We start from the raw sequence: 17,561 nt of genomic DNA on the forward strand, positions 1-17,561 counted from the left end.
CCGTGCGCCGTACGTGAGCCATACGATGTGAGCGTGGCTTCGGGGAGCGGTGCGAAAGCTGTCGTCTTCTATCCGGCAGAGCGAGACCTGGAGACGTGGGCCGCGCGTCACGCGGCAGGATCCGCGCCCGACCGATGGCCATATGGACTCGATCGGCTCGAGTCGCACATCGCCGGTGTCACCTCGAAGAACCTGCCGGCTGCGACACCGATCACGCGGGTCGCGCGACGCGTGATCGCCTTGCTGCCGCCGGACCGGCGGGCCTCGAACCCCGTCGGGGTGACATGGGATGAGAACGCTGGTGCGCTCCTGGCGACCACCACCCGCCTGAGCGCGCGGTACTCCGGCGTGGTCTGGTTGACGGACGGTGTCGCACGGCAGGGCGGAGGGCGATTCGCGAGCCTGCGCCGCGCACTCCGGCGAATGGATGGGCTCTGGGTACTCTCCGACGCGCAGGTCGCACCCCTCGCCGCCTTCCTCGGCGAGGGCGCTCCTCCGGTGCATTACGTTCGCTTCGGCGTCGACCAGGATTTCTTCCGGCACGCCCCCTACCCGATGCGCCCGCTCGTCGTGAGTGTCGGTGGTGACCGAGATCGCGATCCCGAGACCCTGCTCCGCGCGATGGCGACGCTGCGGCAGGTCCGACCCGACGTCGAGATCGTGGTGCAGAGCAAGACGAGCATCGACCCGCCTGCAGGCGTGAACGTCGTCCCGTACCTCACACACACGGAATTGCGAGATCTCTACGCTCGGGCCTCTGTCGTCGTGATCGCGACGCGGCCCAACCTGCACGTATCGGGTATGACCGTCGGACTCGAGGCGATGGCCACCGGTCGGCCCCTCGTGATCACCCGCACCCCCGGCATGGACGACTACTTCGGCGGCACTACGGCCGCTCGAATGGTCCAGGTCGGCGACGCAGACGCCTTGGCCAGCGAGGCACTCAGGTTGCTGGAGGACCCTGTCGCAGGCGCCGCTGCGGGCGAGGCAGCGAGTGCCCACGTCGCTGGTGGCTTCACGACTGAGCATCTTGCGGCGCGCGTCGCCGAGGTCATCACGCGGACGTAGTCGCTCGCGCCCCGTGCATCCACTCTTGCGCCGCGCGTCTACCGTCCACGGCGGGTAGGGCTGCGTGAACCTCGACGACAGAGCGGATGCTCGTGACCGCGGCGACGAGCGCCGCCGACAGGTCCTCGCCCACACTCGGCTCGGAGAGGACCCAGTGCCCGTGGGCGGATAGCCACTCCGCAATCCCCGTCTCCCCTGTCGTCACGATGAGGCATCCGTTCGCCAAACCTTCGACGATGGGGAGGCCCACCTGCTCACGCCACAGGGGGCGGCGTCGTGAGGGGAGCGCCAGGACTTTCGCCTCGCCCAAGACGTGCGCGATGTCGGCACGAGGCGGGTCGATCAGGACCGTGACCCGCTCGTCGGTCTCGGCGAGGGTGAGGGCGTCGTCGGCCCCCGCTCCCCGGCCGACGATGACGAGCCGCGCGTCGGGGACCGCAGCCCTGACATCGGGCCAGGCGGACATCACATCAGGGAAGCCCTTGCGCTCGGAGAGGTCGCCGAGGAAGAGGATGACCCGATCGCGCACCCCTTCTGCGGCGCGCGCCGGGGTCGGCAAAGCCGGGATCAGCGCGCGGACCGGTTGTCGGGCCGAGGCACCGAACACGCTCGTGTAGAGCGCTTCGGCAGCCGAGGTGCCATACGCGATCCGATCGATCCACCGCCAGAGCAGGGGTGTGACGAGGTGGCGGAGCCGATACCGCCACCTCGCCTTGACGGGGAGGTGGCGCACGGTCACGGCCGGGTGGAGGTTCTCAATCGCGTAGGTGGTCACGGAGGGCCGTTCCCGGCGCCGGGCTGCGGCCCGCAGTCGCGCCGCGGCCACGAAGGCGACGCTCGGGAGGGATGAGTCACCCGAGAGCGGCTCGTTCACCTCGATCACGTCGATGTCGGTCGAAAGTGCGAAGGCGACGGCCCCCCAGAAGCTCTTACGCTGCGGATTCGTCGCCTCCGCCAGCACCGGATCGAAGTCGTAGCGAGTGCGACGGTAGAGGATGACGGGCCGCGGACTCATGTCCGCAGCCCGCTCCAGATGAGCGCTTCTCACCACCTCGTACAGCTGCACGACACTTCTCTCGGCAGCGACCGGTCTCATCCTCCCCGTACGCATCCGACGATCACGGAGCCGCCACGATCTGGAGGTCGTCGAACGACAGCGCGACCGGGACGTTCGCCGTGGCGCTCGGGAGGTATCCATACACGCCCGCCGAACCCGCACCCTGGAGTGCAGCGGTCGCATCGCTCCGCTCGATCTGCCATGTGGTCGGAGCGGTGTCGGACGCGTTCCAGATCCTCGCCGAGATCGATGTCGTTGTGGTCGTCTTCGTGTCGACCTCGAAACGGTACGTCTGCCCAGCAGCGATCGTCAGTCCGGTCACGGTGACCGCAGCGCCGACCGACGTGCTGTCACCGCGAAGGACATTGAGCTTGACGGTTCCATCCGCCGCGATCCGTGCACGAATGAGCCATTGCGTCGACCCGACCCGACGGGCGATCACGCCGACATACATGCCTTCGTTGACCTTGTCGACGGTGAACGTGCCGCTGATCCTGGTAGAGGTGCTGTCGATGACGGGGGTGTCCGCGAACAACGAGGTGCCCGCGCCCACCGTCAGGGTCCCCACACCTCCCGCCGTCGCGAAACGGGTGGCCGCGCCTCGCGTCGTCCACGCCGCGCCGCTGTCGGACGTCCCCCACCCACCGGTCGTCGTGCGGGTGAAGGTGTCTGCGAAGAGCACCCCCGCGGGCGGGGAAGCGACCGTGACCTCCTGAGTCTCGGTGTCCGTCGCCCCGTCATCATCGGTGACCGTGAGGGTGATCGAATACGTACCCCCCGTTGCATATGTGTAGGAGGCCGTCGATCCGGTCGCCGTGCCAGCACCCGGGTCACCGAATGTCCAGGCGTACGAGGCGATGGTTCCGTCGGAGTCCGACGAGGTCCTGCCGTCTACAGCGACCGTCAGTCCCGCAGCCGTGCGCGTGAACGCGGCCGTCGGCGCGACGTTGGCCGCCGGGGCATCCACCGTCACATCGTGGGTCACCGTCGCGGTCGCTCCGTCGTCGTCCGTGACAGTGAGCCGGACGGTGTAGGTCCCCGCCGCTGTGTACGTGTGCGAAGCCGTGGCTCCGACGGCCGTGCTCCCGGCGGGGTCACCGAACTGCCAGGCATACGACGCGATACTGCCGTCGGCATCCGTCGAACCGCTACCGTTCACGTCGACCTTCAAGCCCGTCTTCGTGTGGGTGAATGCCGCAGTGGGTGCGGAGTTGCCCGCCGGGGGAACCACAGCATCCGGGTTCATCGCGACGATGCGATCGAAGGACACCGTCACGGGGTCGTTCGTCACGGCGGACGGGAGGAACCCGAAGACCCCGATCCGGCCCGGCGCCTGCAGCGCAGCCGTCGCGTCGGTGGCCTCGCGCTGCCAAGCCGGCTCGGAGCCGGTCGCGGCCCAGACCTTCGCCTTCAGCGACGTGGGTGACGTGCCCGCCACCTCGAACATGGCGTGGTACTTCTGCCCGGGCTGAATCGCGAACGGCAGCACGAGCGACGATCCGATCGCGACCGAGTTGTTGCGCAGGATGAACAGACGAGCGGTGCCGTCGGCACTGACCCTGACACGGAGCACGTAGAAGTCCGCACCGACCTGGCGTCCGGTGACAGCGACGTAGGTGCCCTCGGCGAGCTTGTCGACGGAGAACGTCGCGTCCACTCGCACGCGATCCGCAGTCACTGAGGCCGCATCGGCGTACACCGTCGCACCCTTCGGAAGAATGAGGTTCCCGCTGCCGTTCGAGACCGAGTAGCGGCTGGCGACCGATCGAAGCGACCACGCGCCACCGACGTCGGCGGTTCCCCACCCGGTTGCAGCGGTTCGCGAGAAGTCATCCGAGAACAGCGGGGTCGACGCGGATGGGGCTTCGATCGTCACGGTCGCGGTCTTCACGTCCGTCGCACCGTCATCGTCCGTCACGGTGAGCGTGACCGTGTACTCGCCGGAACGCTCGTAGGTGTGGGAAGCCGTAGCGCCGCTGGCGGTGCCTCCATCGCCGAACGCCCACGCGTAGGAGGAGATCGTCCCGTCCGTATCGGATGAGGCCGCACCGGTGACGGACACGGACATGCCCGTCACGGTGGGGGTGAAGGCGGCGGTCGGCGGGGAGTTCACCGGTGCGGCGACGACGACGTCCAGCGATGTCGTCGCGGTCGCACCGTCGTCGTCGGTGACCTTGAGGGTGACCGTGTACGACCCGGCTTGCGCGTAGGTGTGGCTCGGTGACGGCGAGGCATCCGTGTTGCCGTCGCCGAAGTTCCACTCGAAGGCGGCGATGGAGCCGTCGGCGTCGGTCGAGCCGGACGACGAGAAGGTCGCGTCGAGACCGACCGCGCTCCACGCGGCTTGAGCCGTCGGCGCCGCGTTGGCCACGACTGTGATCGGCACCTGCGACGTGTGCGAGGCGCCGTCGTCGTCGGTCACGGTCAGCTTGACCGTGTACTCGCCGCCGGAGGCGTAGCGGTGCGTCGGGCTGATCGCCGTCGATGTCTCGCCGTCGCCGAACTGCCACGCATACGCCGCGATCGTGCCGTCGGGGTCCGACGACGCCGAGCCCTGGAAGGACGCGTTGAGGTGATCGAGGGAGTAGGTGAACTGAGCCGTGGGCGCGATGTTCGGCGCCTCACCCGTCGTGCCCGCGGTGAAGTGCTGAGCTGCCTCGGCGGCGCTGAGTACACGGCTGTAGATCGCGGTCTCGTCGTAATTCCCGGAGAGGAACGCGGACGATGAACCCCACGTGGTGTCGCCGCCGACGCGCCAGTATCCGCCGTAATCCTGCGCCGACGTCTGCGGATGGGTCCCCACGGGGACTCCGTCGACGTACATGGCCATGCCGCCGGATCCCTGAGACGCGACAAGGTGATGCCATTGTCCGTTGTTGTAGGCGTTGGGTGACGTGATCGTGTTCGTCTGCCCGGTCCACGTGCCGAAGACGAGTTGACCGTTGTCCTGCATGTACACATGCCGGTCATAGCTGGACGACGTGCCAGACTGCGCGTTGCCGAAGCCGATGATCTTGCCGCCCTGCGTCGATGTCGTCTTGAACCAGGTCTCGAGCGTGTAGGCGCTGGGAGTCCCGAACTGAGCCACGGAGTACACGTTCGATGCACCGGACAGGGTGATGCCCGGGTCCGTCGTCCCCGAGATCGCGCCCGGCGCGTTGCGGGTCACCGTGCCGGCGATCGCCCCGGCGTACCCCGAGGTGCTGCTGTCCGCGACGTTCGTCCCCGAAGTTTCGCTGTAGCGCCAGTAGATGTCCGGTTGGGCCTCGTAGACGATCGCACCGTAGGCGTCGGTCGGCGCAGCAGGCACGTCGAGCGTGCGGCCGGACGCGCGGTAGTGCGACTGCACCTCAGCGAGCGTGAGCGGCGTTCCGTACACGGCGACATCGTCGATGGTGCCGCTCAGGTGTGACGACGACGGCTGGTTCGGCCACCCGCCGATGTTGTCCCCACCGACTCGCCAGTACCCGTTGTACGCCTGCGCGGTGGTGGTGTCGCTGCGTTGCGCGACACGTTTGCCGTCGAGGTAGAGCTTCATCCCGTCCGAGCCCATGCTCGCGACGATGTGATGCCACTGGCCGTCGTTGTATCCCGCGTTGGAGTTCACGGTCCTCACGCCACCGGGGTAGACGCCAAACCAGACCCGTCCATCGTTGTCCATGTACACGTGACGGTCGTAGCTTCCCGAGTTCGCCGTCGCACTGTTGCCGAAGCCGATGATCTTTCCGCCGGAGGTCGAGGTCGTCTTGACCCAGGCTTCCACCGCAAACGTGGTGGGCCCCTCGATGGAGTCGGTCATCGATGCGAACGCACCGTTCGAGAACGTCTTCGCCGTGTCAGCGTCCGACGAGATCGCTCCTGCGGAAGACTCCACAGCGCCGTTGACCGTGAGGTCCGACGTGCCAGCCCAGTCGCTGGCGGTCGCGTTGTCGGGGTCGGAGAGCCGCCAGTAGTGCGCGGCGTCATCCTTCAGCACGTCGTCCGCGTAGTCGCTGAGGACCGCGTCCGACACCGTCACGTTGATCCAGCTCGACTTCGCGACGTTGCCGTAGGGGTCGGAGGCGACCACCCGATATCGGTGGGAGCTTCCCGCCGTGAGCCCGGAGTCGGTGAACGTCTGCGACTGAGGCTTCCAGAACACCGTCGAGACGGTCTTCTCGGAGATGGGCGCCGAAGACTCGGAATCGCGGTAGACGCGATAGGTCAGCGTGGTGTCGTCCCGGTCCCAGTTGGTGGGGTACTTGACGCGGACTTCACCCGCGGCGAAGGACTTCGCCGAGAAGTTCCACGCATCAGCGGACAAGCGAGGTCCTTGCTTGTTCGGCGCGATCGAGCGGACGGCGTATCGAACGAGGCCCTGCTGGCGGGTGCCGTTGACGCTCGGGAACTCGCCGCCGTAGATGACGTAATCGGAGTTGCCGGTGACCGTCCACACCGCCTGGCTCGTGCCGGTGAATGTGCCGGGCGTGGTCTGCGGGAACCAGTTGAGCAGCTCGGGACGTGGCGTACCCGGGTGGTCCGGGTACCCGTAGATGTCACCGGTGTTGGTTCCGCGAGCATCGGTGGTCCATGCGGTGGAGTGGTAGAAGGACCACGGGTCGGTCTGCGGGAATCCGCCGCTGTTGCCGCAGTAGTGCTTGTGGCTGGCGGAGTAGGCGATCTTGCCCACGATGGCGATGTCGTAGGTGTCCCCGTGGCAGTCCTCGATCCAGGCGATCGAACCATCCGTCCAGTTCACGGCGAACGTGCCCTCGACATTGCCCGTGCCGCCGTAGTGCCAACCGGACCCGTAGAACTTCGTCCCGTCGGTTGCCAAACTCATGAATCCGGCGGCGTCGCCGGCGTTGCGCACCTGAGTGTTCGCGGGGAGAGGCAACCCGGAACCGGAGGTGGCATCGGCCAGATACAGGCCGAACCCGGGGGTGTCTCCACCGCCGACCGAGGTGAAGTTGCCCGAGAGAGCGACGCGGTCACCGGCGCCGTTCACGACGATGCTCTGCACCTGACCGTTGTCGACCGGAATCGCGAAGGGCTGGACAGCCGTCGCCGCAGCGTTCAGCTTCACGATTCGCTGTCGCGGCTGGCTCGACACCGAGGTGAAGTAGCCGCCGACGAAGACACCGCTCGAGGTGGCGTAGATCGCCTTGCCGATGTTGTTGAGGCCGACTGTTCCCGACACGAGGTTGCCGCTCGGGATGTCGAGGACGGCGAAGCGCTGCCGGGTCTGACCGTTGACCTGCGTGAACGAGCCGGTGACGTACAGCTTCGTCCCGTCCGGCGAGGCGGCGAGATCATTGATCCGGTTGTTGAACGTCGGCGCGAAGGAGGTGATCAACGCGCCCGTCGTCAGGTTGTACGCGAGGATGTTGCCACGCGCAGTGAGGCTGGTCCCGGGTGCGGCTCCCGCCGGTCGCGCATTCGAGAACTGTCCCGCCGCGTAGACCGTGTTCCCCACGATGACCTGGGACCACACCACGCCTCCGTCGATCTGGACCGTGGGCAACGAGTCCGCCGACACCGTCTCAGGCAGGGCATCGGACGCTGCCGCCACGGGTGGATTAGCAGCGACAGCCGCTGCCGGCACCACCCCCAGCGTGAGTCCAGCCGCGACGACAGTCGCAATCATCATCGACAGAGCCGCACGGCCCGCAGAAATCGTCCCCACGATTTGCATCCCCTATATACGCGCCAGCACACACGCAGAATGCGTCGTGCCGCCGGGTCCCCAGAAATCCCCCCAAAGGATTTCTCGCACAACATACGCCATAAGCGGTGCCGCGCGCGAACTGTTTTTCAGATTCGGCCCCTACGCGTTCACCCGATGTCGCCTTCGAAGGCGATCAGGGGTTCGGAAAGGGAGAGATCGACTTCGACTCGTACACCGTCGCGCTGGTTCTTCGGCAGCTCGAAAACGAAGGCGCCCCGGGCGACTTCTCCCGGCGCGACCTCTGCCGGGAATGCCTTCCCTGCCGGCTTGGACACCGGGCTGGCCTGCAGATCGTCGTTGCCGGTGTAAAGAGTCACGACGGCCGCGGCGAGTTCGATCGGCTTCTTCGTCGTGTTCTTGACATCGACCGCGATCCGCACGGCGGGGCCGCTCACCTCACCGGGCAGAATGGCTTCACCGGTCACGCTCTGGATGGAACTGACCGACACGAGCGGGCCACCGTCCAGCGCCACGGGCTCCGTCAGTTCTGCGGGTGGCAGCGTCTCGCGGGCATCAGGTTCCGACTCCGTCGAGCCCTCATCGGCCTCGGGATCCGGTGTCGGCGTCACATTCGATGCCGGAGGAACCGCGGAACCGCTCGGCGTCTCCGTCGGGTCCGGATCGTCCGCCGGCGTCGACGCCGTGGACTCCTTCGCCCCGCCCGGTGCCGCCGAGACCTGGCTGCTCCCGAGTCCTCCGACCGCGATGGCGACTGCGATGCCGATCACCGCCACGCCTGCGATCGCCGCGGCTACGACGATCCACCGACGTGGACGTCGCGGCTCCTCGCCCAGCACCCTCTCGAACTCGTCGCGGTCGCGCGCGAACGCTTCGTCGTCTTTCATTGTGATGACGTCCTCCCCAAAGAACGTGCCGTCCTCCCCAGTGGACGTGTCGCACGATTCAGCCAGATACTAACCGCTCGGCCCGACATTCACATCGCCTTCGCCGCCACCGTCCCGTCGGCGATCCGGCGCGCATCCCGAGAGCCGCGCACGTAGGCCCGCCACGGCGCAAGCGATCGAAGCAGCTGTGCGCGTCCGCCTCGGAGGATGACCTCGCGGGCCGACGCCGTCACCTCGGCACGCCAGCGCCGTACTCCCTCTTCGTCGAGGAAGCGGGTGGCGAACAGCATCCGATTCCGGATGTTGAAGTAGTAGTACGTCTCGGACTTGCTGCGGTCGCTCTGGCGACGCGACCGATGGGTCGCGCCCTCGTCGTGCACCGCCACGGCGTCGTCGATCAGTCGGAGGCCTCCCCCCGCGAGCACCACTCGACGCGAGAAATCGACATCCTCCCAGTAGAGGAAGTACTCCTCATCGAACCCCCCGGCCGCGGCCCACAAGGTCACGGTGAGCCACAGGCATGCCCCCGTGAGCCACTCCCACGACTCCTCGCCACTGTGCTTCGCGCGCGAGGAGTGCCCGCGGGTGCGGCCGTCGACGAGCGACACGTCGGCACCCGCGAACCAGACCGCCCCTGCGGGCGTGATGATGCGAGGGGCGCACAGGGTCATCGGCGCGCCGACGGTCCCCTCGCGAAGCGCGCTCACGGCGTTCCCGTCCATGCGTGCGTCGGGGTTCAGCAACAGGAAGCCCGTCGCTCCGCGCTCGATCGCCGCTGCCACCCCGAGATTGACTCCGCCGCCGAATCCCGTGTTCGCGGTGGGCTCCACGAGGATCCACCGCTCCCGCTCCGCGAGTTCGCGCATGCGTTCCCGCTCTGCGGCGGTCGTCGGATTGTCGACCACCACGACGAGGTCGGGGTCCGCCTCCGCGACGGTCGCGACGAGATTCCTGGCCAGCAGCGCACTCGATCCGTAATTGACGACCACGACGGCCCACACATCGCCTTCAGTCGACACGGCGCATCTCTCTGAACCACTTGACGGCAGCAGCGCACAGGAACAGAGCGTTGACCGCGAACAGTGCACCGTAGATCAGGATGAAAAGCGGCGACGCACCCCACAGCACAAAGGCGAGGCACAACACACCGAAATCCGTCGGCAGCAGGAGCATCGAACGAGCGAAGGTACCGCCGGCGCGAGCGTGGGTGGACGCGACACCTCGAGCCGCTTTGAGGAGGTCGTTGAGGATCATCCCGAAGAAGGTCGCCGTGGCGACGACCGAAAAGCCGATCGGGACGAGCAGGACCACCTCGTCGACGTCACCGAACCGATAGAGCCCGACGACCACGGCCAGATGCAGGCTGGCGATCTTGACCGCGTCCACGAAGTGGTCGAGCCACTCACCGGCTATCGAGCCACCGCCGCGCAGGCGAGCGACCTGACCGTCGGCCGAGTCCCAGGCGTACCCGGCCACGAGCAGCGCTGCGACGACGACTCCTGCCCACCACGAGGAAGGCACGGTCGCGATCACCGCGATGCCGGCGAACGTGTGCAGGGCGCTCACCATCGTGACCTGATTGGGAGAGAGCCCCCAGCGATAGGCGACGGCGGCGAACAACCGCCCGATCCGTCGGTTGACGTACACCGAGTAGGCGGGGGCGCCCCGAGCATGCCCCTTCTGAGCGCCGCGCAGGCGAGCGAGGGTCTCGGGGAGAGTGGGCGGAGTCGAACCCGTCGTCGTCATCGGTTTGCTCCTCGCACAGGTTCTCCGTAGTGGATGCGGATGTGTCCGGCGGCGCCTTCCAACGCCCCGACACCCCGCATGGTGTCCCGGCGACCCGTGGCATCCAGCCGCTCCGAGCGAACGAGCGCGCCGGTCGCGGTCCGGGCGACGCCCGCGGCGATGCGGGCGACCCCCGCGAGGGTCGCCTTCGCGCGGACCACGGCGCGCCCGCTGCGGGTGGGAGCCAGGACGAGTCCGACCCGCACACCGGCCGCGGACATGCCCCGAACGCGCCCCAGCGCATGCGCCCGGGTCCGCCGTGTCTCGGGCAGGTGGTCGAGGACGAGCGCCTCGGCACACCACACCATGCGCGCTCCTGCCCGGTGCAACTGGCTGGTGAACAGCGAGTCCTCACCACCCGTGCGGCCGAATCTGTCGTCGAACCGGACTCCGCTCGCTCGCACGATGGCGAGGTCCAGCAACAGGTTGTTCGTCGCCGCACGCTGAATGACCTCGCCGGTGAGGATGCCGCGGGTGTGACGACGCGCGAAGAAGCCGCCCACCTCGATCCACGGGTCGATCCCCCCATCGACCACCGTCAGCACGGGGCCGGCGACCGCGTCGGCACGATGGTCCCGCGCTGTCTCCAGAAGACGTGCCAGCCAATCGCTCGCCGCGGGCGTTTCGTCATCGTCAATGAAGACCAGCACGTCGTGACCGATGCTCTCATCGAGGGCTCGATTGCGGGCAGCGGCGACGCCGGGCGACCTCTCGTGCACCCGGATCACGGGGGCGTCATCGGGGAGAACGGCGAGCCCCGACGCATCCGGGTCGTTGTCGATGACGAGGATGTCCACCCGGGATGCCGCGCCCACAGTCGTGGCGTACACGACGACGGGATCGAGAGAGCGGACAAGTCGTCGCAGGTCGTCCGGTCGGCGGTAGGTCGGCACGGCGACCATCACCGCCGGCGGTGTCGTATCGATCGATGCGGAGGGGGTCATCGGCCGCGTGCCACACGGAGCTTCATCAGCACCCAGCGCGGGTGCAGCACGCTGGCCGCGACCATGTTGGCCGCGAAGGCGACGGGTCGCCGGTTGAGCCACGCGAGCCCTGCCTGGCGATATCGCAGCGCACCGGTGTCCTTCCGGTACCACCGCCACCGGGTTCGCCGGTCGGGGCGGTTCGCCTCCCGCCACTCGGCGAAGGAGACGTAAGCTCCCCCCTCGAGCTGGGCGTGGTTGCGGTAGACGATGTAGCGCGTCATCATCCGCTGCGCCGCGATGTGGGAGAACGACATCGATGTGTCGTGGATCCGGTAGAGCACGTGCGGCTCCGCAAGAGTGCGCACCTGCCACCCGGCGGAGTAGACGAGCCGGTTGACGATCTCGAGGTCCTGCGCCGCGTCGAACTCGGCGTCGTACAGTCCTGCAGCGACCACGGCGTCTCGCCGATACATGATCGCGGGGTGAGGAATGAGGATCTCCCGACCCTCGTCGCGCATGCGGTGGAACTCGGCATCCGTCCGCGGCCCGACCGATACACGTCCTGCGATCCGGCCCGTCGGCCCGAGGTACCGGCCCTCACCGGAGACGGCTCCGAGTGAGGCATCCGACCGCAATGCCGCGAGCTGGGCGGCGAAGCGCCCGGGGAGCACGAGATCGTCGTGCTCCGCGACGGCGACGAATTCCGGACAGTTCTCGAACGTCATCCCGCGGTTCAGGGCGCGCGACACCCCGGTCGGTTCATCGTTGCGCAGCAGGACGACCCGATCGTCGCGCCGCACGATCTCGTCCACGAGCTGCCCACTGCCGTCTCGGGAGCCGTCGTCGACGACGACGACCTCCCCATCCTTGGGCAGGTCCGCCAGCACGCTCTCCAGCGCGGCGACCACGTAATCCGCAGCGTTGTGCACCGGCATCACGACGCGGACACCGCGTGTCCCCGGTCGCACCGTACTCGTTTCCCCCACGAGCGAAGTCATTCGCGCCACCCCCAAGTAGCCGGACGTTCGCGGGCACTGAAAGCGCCCTCCCCACGGACAGTATGACGTGCAAATCGCGTGGTGTCGTTAGTATTCCTTCACCACGCCTGTCTGGGGAGATGACGGGCGCGGTCTATCCACGGTGATGGGGGACGTGTGGAACACATCGACGATCGTGCGCGCGAGGGACGGCTTCGCGTGCTGATCAGCGCCTACGCGTGCGGTCCGGTATCGGAACCGGAAGCGAGCGCAGGCTGGCAGGTCGCCACCGCGGCGGCGCGCACCCACGACGTCTGGGTCATCACGCGGCCCCGATTCCGAGAGGCCATCGACGCGGCCCTCGCGACGGATGCCGCTCTGCGCCGACGCCTCCATGTCGCCTACCTCGATCTGCCGCCGAAGGTCGTGCGCCGCAAGCGCCGAGGCTGGGACCTGTATTGGTACTACCCCCTCTGGCAGCGCGCTCTCGGACGGCGGGCGCGATCGTTGCACGACGTCACGCGCTTCGATGTCGCACACCACGTGACCTTCGCGAACGACTGGATGCCGTGCGGCCTGACCGCTCTGCGCGACGTACCCCTCGTCTGGGGGCCCGTAGGAGGGTCGAGCACCCTCCCGATCCGGCATCTGAGCCGGTGGCTCGGTGTCAGGGGAACGCTCACCGAACTCGTCCGGAGCCTGACGACCACCATCTTCCGCCGTCTGTGGGCGGCGCCGGTCGCGAAACGCGCGTCGCTCATCGTCGCTCAGAATCCGGACGTCGGCCGCATGTTCCAGCCTTTCAACGACGCTGTCGTCGTCGAACCCAATGCCTGCCTGGATGACCTGCCCGCCCGGGTGACCTCGGCCGTGCAGCCACGGCACGCTGTCTTCGCCGGTCGGCTGCTCGCCTGGAAGGGAGCCGCGATCGCCATCGAGGCGCTCGCCCGCCCGCAGGCGGCGGACTGGACGCTCACGATCTTCGGCGACGGGTACGAACGCCGTCGACTCGAACGGCTGAGGAGCCGGCTGGGACTCGACGACCGCGTCGCCTTCGCCGGTCACCGACCGCGTCCGGAGGTCCTCGATGCGATCGCGCGCGCCGAGGCGTTCGTCTTCCCGTCGATGCATGACCAGGCCGGATGGGTCGCGGCAGAGGCGAGCACCATGGGATGCCCGGTCGTGTGTTTGCCGCTGGGTGGGCCGCCTCTGCTCGCGGGAGACAACGCCTACATCGCCGATCTACGGGGCGACCTCCCCGGCGCCGTCGCGCACCAGCTCGTCGCGGCAGCCACCGCGGGCGGTCGCCCCCACGATCGCTGGTCCGCCCATCGCCTCCCCGCCCTCGTCGACGGCTGGTACCGAACCGCATTGCGCGCGACGGATCCACCCTCGATCCGCGTGCTCGAGACCTTCGGTACACCGAAGGTCACCACGAACCCGTACATCGCGCAGCTCCACGCCAGCCTGAGGGCGACCCCGGGCCTCACGACCCTGACGTTCGACTACCGCACCGCACTGCTGGGGAAGTACGACGTCGTTCACGCCCACTGGCCGGAGCTGATGGTCGACGGTCACAAAGCGCTCGGCCGCGCGGCGCGGCGAACGCTCGCGGCGCTCACGGTTCTGCGGTGGCTCGTGACGCGAACACCCGTCGTCAGGACCCTGCACAACGTGGAAAGACCTCAGGGCATCTCATGGTTCGACCACGTCGTCCTGAGCGGGATCGATCGGGCGACCACGCTCGACATCGCTCTCAACGACCTCACCCCTGCTCGCGCCGGCGTGCCACAGGTCACCATCCCGCACGGGCATTACCGCGACTGGTTCGCTGTACGGGAGCCCTCGCCCAGCGTGGCCGGACGGGTCGGCTACGTCGGCTTGATCCGCCGGTACAAGGGGGTCGAAGACCTCGTCGAGGCGTTCAAGGAGTGGGACCGGGCAGGAGTGAGCCTGCACGTCGCCGGTAAGCCGTCGTCGTCCGAAATCCTCGACGGTCTCCGTACGGCAGCGGCATCCGACGACCGGATATCGATCGATGCGCGCTTCCTCGACGAGCCCGATTTCGTGACGGCGATCCGCGCGTCGGAGCTCATCGTGCTGCCCTACCGGCACATGCACAACAGTGGAACCGCTCTGGCGGCCCTGTCGCTCGACCGGCCGGTGCTCGTCCCCGAGAACGCCGTCAACCGTGCGCTCGCCGAGGAGTGCGGTCCCGGCTGGGTCCACACGTTCGAGGGTGAGATCTCCGCGGATGACATCGAGCGGGCCTGGAACGACTCTCGAATGCGCGGCGCGAGACCGGATCTGTCCCGTCGCGAGTGGGCGGCGGCGGGTGCCCACCATCGCGACGCCTTCGAACGCGCCGTGCTCGAGTACCGCCCCCGCACCGGATCGTGACGCCCGCGCCCGTCGTGGTGTAGTGTCCTCCGCATCGGGCTTTGGGGGCTCGGTTCGAGTTGGGGCTCGATTTAGCTGGCTGGGGAGCTTGCTATGACTGTGCGTATCGGTTACGCCGCGGGGGCGTTCGATCTGTTCCACGTGGGACATCTGAACATCCTTCGCCACGCGAGGGACAACTGCGACATGCTCGTCGCCGGTGTGGTCAGCGACGAGATGCTGCACGAGGTGAAGGGCGTCGACCCGTTCATCCCGACGGCTGAGCGAGCCGACATCGTGCGCGGCATCCGCTTCGTGGATCACGTCCACATCGAGCGCGTGCCCGACAAGCTGGCCGTGTGGCGCGAGGTCGGTTTCACGCACTTCTTCAAAGGCGACGACTGGCGCGGCACCGAGAAGGGCAACCGTCTCGAACGGGAGTTCGCCGAGGTCGGGGTCGAGGTCGTCTACTTCCCGTACACGGCGCACACCTCGAGCACCCAGCTGCGTCGTGCGCTCGAGGTCGCCTCAGCCGAGACGCTGTACGACCGCGAGCTGCGTTCCGAGTCGGCGTGACCACGGCGCGCGACGACAGCGCGCGATCCGAGGGTCCCGACGAAGTCGTCGAACTGTTCGTCGGCCAGGTCCTCGCCCTCTACCCCCTGCGGGTGTTGGGCGGACCGACCAGCGGACTCGACCCTCCGCCGCTGCGCCGCATCTTCCCCCGCTCCCGTGACCCGAGAGCCTCCTCCCGCGCCGAGCAGGACTGGGCGCGGGCTCGAGCGCGGACCTATGTGGTCCTCGCCGATGCGCCCGGCCACGGCATCCTGACCGTCGGCGACTACCGGGTGGAGGTTGTCATCCTCCCCCTCGACGCCTCGACCCCGCCGCAGGCGACCGTCTTCCGCGTCGCCTCGATCACCGGCCGCATGGTCACCGTCACCGGCGCCGTCATCGATCCGCTGATGGATGCCGCCGGCTGAGCCCCGGACTTTTCGAGACCTGTCCCGCCCACCGTCGTGCGGGACAGACGGCGAGAGCCGCACCCCTGTGGACGGGGTGCGGCTCTCGACCTGGATGCTGCGGGTCAGCGACCGCTGCGGCGGCCGGCACCGTTCTGGCGGACGACCGACCCGACGGTGAGCGCACCGCCACCGCTGGCGCGACGACCGGTGCGACGAGCGCCGCCGGCCGGGGCGGCCTTGGGCGCGCCGTGCGACGCGGTCTGGCCGGAGCCGGCGGTGCGAGCGGGCTGGCCGTCACGGCGCGGCGCGTCGGCGGAGCGGCGCGTCGAATCGGCGGCACGACCCTGGCCACGGCCACGGCCACCCTCGCCGCGTCCGCCGCCCTGGCCGGAGCGACCGCGGTCGCCCTGGCCCTCGCGGGCGGCGCGCTTGCGCTGCGCGTTCGCGCCCTGGCTCTGACCGCCGCCGCGGGTCTGCGGCTGCTCGGGTGCCGGGGTGACGTGCGCGGCGACCTCGCCGACGAGCTCGACGACCGAGGCGGATGCCGCGGTCACGGTCTCGGGCGTGACGGAGATCGCGGCCTTGCGCAGCAGCGACTCGACGTCGCGACGCTGCTCGGGCAGGACGATCGTGACGACGGCGCCCTCGGCGCCGGCGCGGGCGGTGCGGCCCGAACGGTGCAGGTACGCCTTGTGCTCCATGGGCGGGTCGACGTGGACGACGAGCTCGACGTTGTCGACGTGCACACCGCGGGCGGCGACGTCGGTCGCGACGAGCACACGGGCGGTGCCGGCGGAGAACGCGGCGAGGTTGCGGTCGCGCTGCGGCTGCGACAGGTTGCCGTGCAGGTCGACCGACGGGATGCCCTGCGAGGTCAGCTGCTTGGCGAGCTTCTTCGCGGCGTGCTTGGTGCGAAGGAACAGGATGCGACGGCCGGTGCCCGAGGCGAGGAAGCGCACGAGCTCCTTCTTCTCGTCGGAGCCGGGCACGTGGAACACGTGGTGGGTCATGGCGGTGACGGGCGAGTGCGCCTCGTCGACCGAGTGGAGCACCTCGTTCTGCAGGAAGCGGCTGACCAGCTTGTCCACGCCGTTGTCGAGCGTGGCGCTGAACAGCAGGCGCTGCGAACCCTGCGGGGTCGCGTTCAGGATGCGGGTGACCCCGGGCAGGAAGCCGAGGTCGGCCATGTGGTCGGCCTCGTCGATGACGGTGATCTCGACGGCGTCGAGGCTCACGAGCTTCTGCTGCATGAGGTCCTCGAGGCGGCCCGGGCAGGCCACGACGATGTCGGCGCCGGCGCGGATGGCCTCGACCTGACGGTTCTGGTTCACACCGCCGAAGACGGTGGCGGTCTTCATCCCGTAGGCGGCTGCCAGCGGAGCGAGCACGCGGTCGATCTGCGTCGCGAGCTCGCGGGTCGGGGCGAGCACGAGGCCGAGGATGCGGCCGCGGCGGCGGGTGCCGCCGGCGAGCTCCTGCCCGAGGCGGGCGACCATGGGGATCGAGAAGGCGAGGGTCTTGCCCGAGCCGGTGCGACCGCGGCCGAGCACGTCGCGACCGGCGAGCGTGTCGGGGAGCGTGTCGATCTGGATCGGGAACGCGGTGGTCTTGCCGTCGGCAGCCAGCGCGGCGACGAGGGGAGCGGGCACGCCGAGCGTGCCGAACGTGGGTTCAGTCATGAGAGAACTAACTCGGGCGTGATCGCCCGGATCGGTGTCCCGAGTGCGAGTGCGCAGACGGGTTCGCCGTGAGAAGGAGTCGCCAGCGACGATCGATGGATCGGCAGCGGATGATGCGTTCTACGACGCGAGGGGCACCAGGAAAGGCGCCGCAACCCTTTCAGCCTATCAGG

12 protein-coding genes are annotated in these 17,561 nt (G+C 68.5%); 4 read left to right on the top strand and 8 right to left on the bottom strand.

Annotation, left to right across the window (positions count from 1 at the left end):
- Positions 1 to 33: 33 nt before the first annotated feature.
- Entirely contained in the window at positions 34 to 1,068 is a 1,035-nt protein-coding gene (locus AC4NN1_RS14015; RefSeq protein ID WP_491955662.1) for a glycosyltransferase family 4 protein, read from the top strand.
- On the opposite strand, the gene AC4NN1_RS14020 is transcribed toward AC4NN1_RS14015, so the two are convergent.
- From AC4NN1_RS14020 to AC4NN1_RS14050, 7 genes are all read right to left on the bottom strand, one after another.
- Complete coding sequence (locus AC4NN1_RS14020; protein WP_491955663.1) at positions 1,055 to 2,083, bottom strand: glycosyltransferase; 1,029 nt, start codon at positions 2,081 to 2,083, stop codon at positions 1,055 to 1,057. The genes AC4NN1_RS14015 and AC4NN1_RS14020 overlap by 14 nt on opposite strands.
- Before the next feature lie 103 nt (positions 2,084 to 2,186).
- On the bottom strand, positions 2,187 to 7,676 hold the full coding sequence (locus tag AC4NN1_RS14025; protein WP_491955664.1) for a PKD domain-containing protein: 5,490 nt from the start codon (positions 7,674 to 7,676) through the stop codon (positions 2,187 to 2,189).
- A gap of 263 nt (positions 7,677 to 7,939) precedes the next feature.
- Complete coding sequence (locus AC4NN1_RS14030; RefSeq protein WP_491955665.1) at positions 7,940 to 8,629, bottom strand: DUF4352 domain-containing protein; 690 nt, start codon at positions 8,627 to 8,629, stop codon at positions 7,940 to 7,942.
- 137 nt (positions 8,630 to 8,766) lie between these two features.
- A complete protein-coding gene (locus AC4NN1_RS14035) occupies positions 8,767 to 9,696 on the bottom strand; it encodes a glycosyltransferase family 2 protein (RefSeq protein ID WP_491955666.1) in 930 nt (309 codons plus the stop codon).
- Complete coding sequence (locus AC4NN1_RS14040) at positions 9,686 to 10,423, bottom strand: CDP-alcohol phosphatidyltransferase family protein (protein WP_491955667.1); 738 nt, start codon at positions 10,421 to 10,423, stop codon at positions 9,686 to 9,688. Before AC4NN1_RS14040 ends, AC4NN1_RS14035 begins: the two co-directional genes overlap by 11 nt.
- Entirely contained in the window at positions 10,420 to 11,406 is a 987-nt protein-coding gene (locus AC4NN1_RS14045) for a glycosyltransferase family 2 protein (RefSeq protein ID WP_491955668.1), read from the bottom strand. The genes AC4NN1_RS14040 and AC4NN1_RS14045 overlap by 4 nt, the downstream gene beginning before the upstream one ends.
- Positions 11,403 to 12,374 carry a glycosyltransferase family 2 protein gene (locus AC4NN1_RS14050; protein WP_491955669.1) on the bottom strand — a complete coding sequence of 324 codons (972 nt, stop codon included), beginning with the start codon at positions 12,372 to 12,374 and terminating at the stop codon, positions 11,403 to 11,405. Before AC4NN1_RS14050 ends, AC4NN1_RS14045 begins: the two co-directional genes overlap by 4 nt.
- 168 nt (positions 12,375 to 12,542) lie before the next feature.
- Between AC4NN1_RS14050 and AC4NN1_RS14055 the strand changes: the two genes are divergently transcribed.
- From AC4NN1_RS14055 to AC4NN1_RS14065, 3 genes are all read left to right on the top strand, one after another.
- A complete protein-coding gene (locus AC4NN1_RS14055; RefSeq protein WP_491955670.1) occupies positions 12,543 to 14,765 on the top strand; it encodes a glycosyltransferase in 2,223 nt (740 codons plus the stop codon).
- A 93-nt stretch (positions 14,766 to 14,858) separates the two neighbouring features.
- Positions 14,859 to 15,320, top strand: a complete 462-nt coding sequence (locus AC4NN1_RS14060) for an FAD synthase family protein (RefSeq protein WP_018185802.1) — start codon at positions 14,859 to 14,861, stop codon at positions 15,318 to 15,320.
- A complete protein-coding gene (locus tag AC4NN1_RS14065) occupies positions 15,317 to 15,727 on the top strand; it encodes a hypothetical protein (protein WP_491955671.1) in 411 nt (136 codons plus the stop codon). Before AC4NN1_RS14060 ends, AC4NN1_RS14065 begins: the two co-directional genes overlap by 4 nt.
- 104 nt (positions 15,728 to 15,831) lie before the next feature.
- On the opposite strand, the gene AC4NN1_RS14070 is transcribed toward AC4NN1_RS14065, so the two are convergent.
- Positions 15,832 to 17,388: a DEAD/DEAH box helicase gene (locus AC4NN1_RS14070; protein WP_491955672.1), complete on the bottom strand. Its 1,557-nt coding sequence runs from the start codon at positions 17,386 to 17,388 to the stop codon at positions 15,832 to 15,834.
- Positions 17,389 to 17,561 lie beyond the last annotated feature (173 nt).

The sequence above is a fragment of the Microbacterium sp. MDV22-iso44 genome, assembly GCF_058629135.1.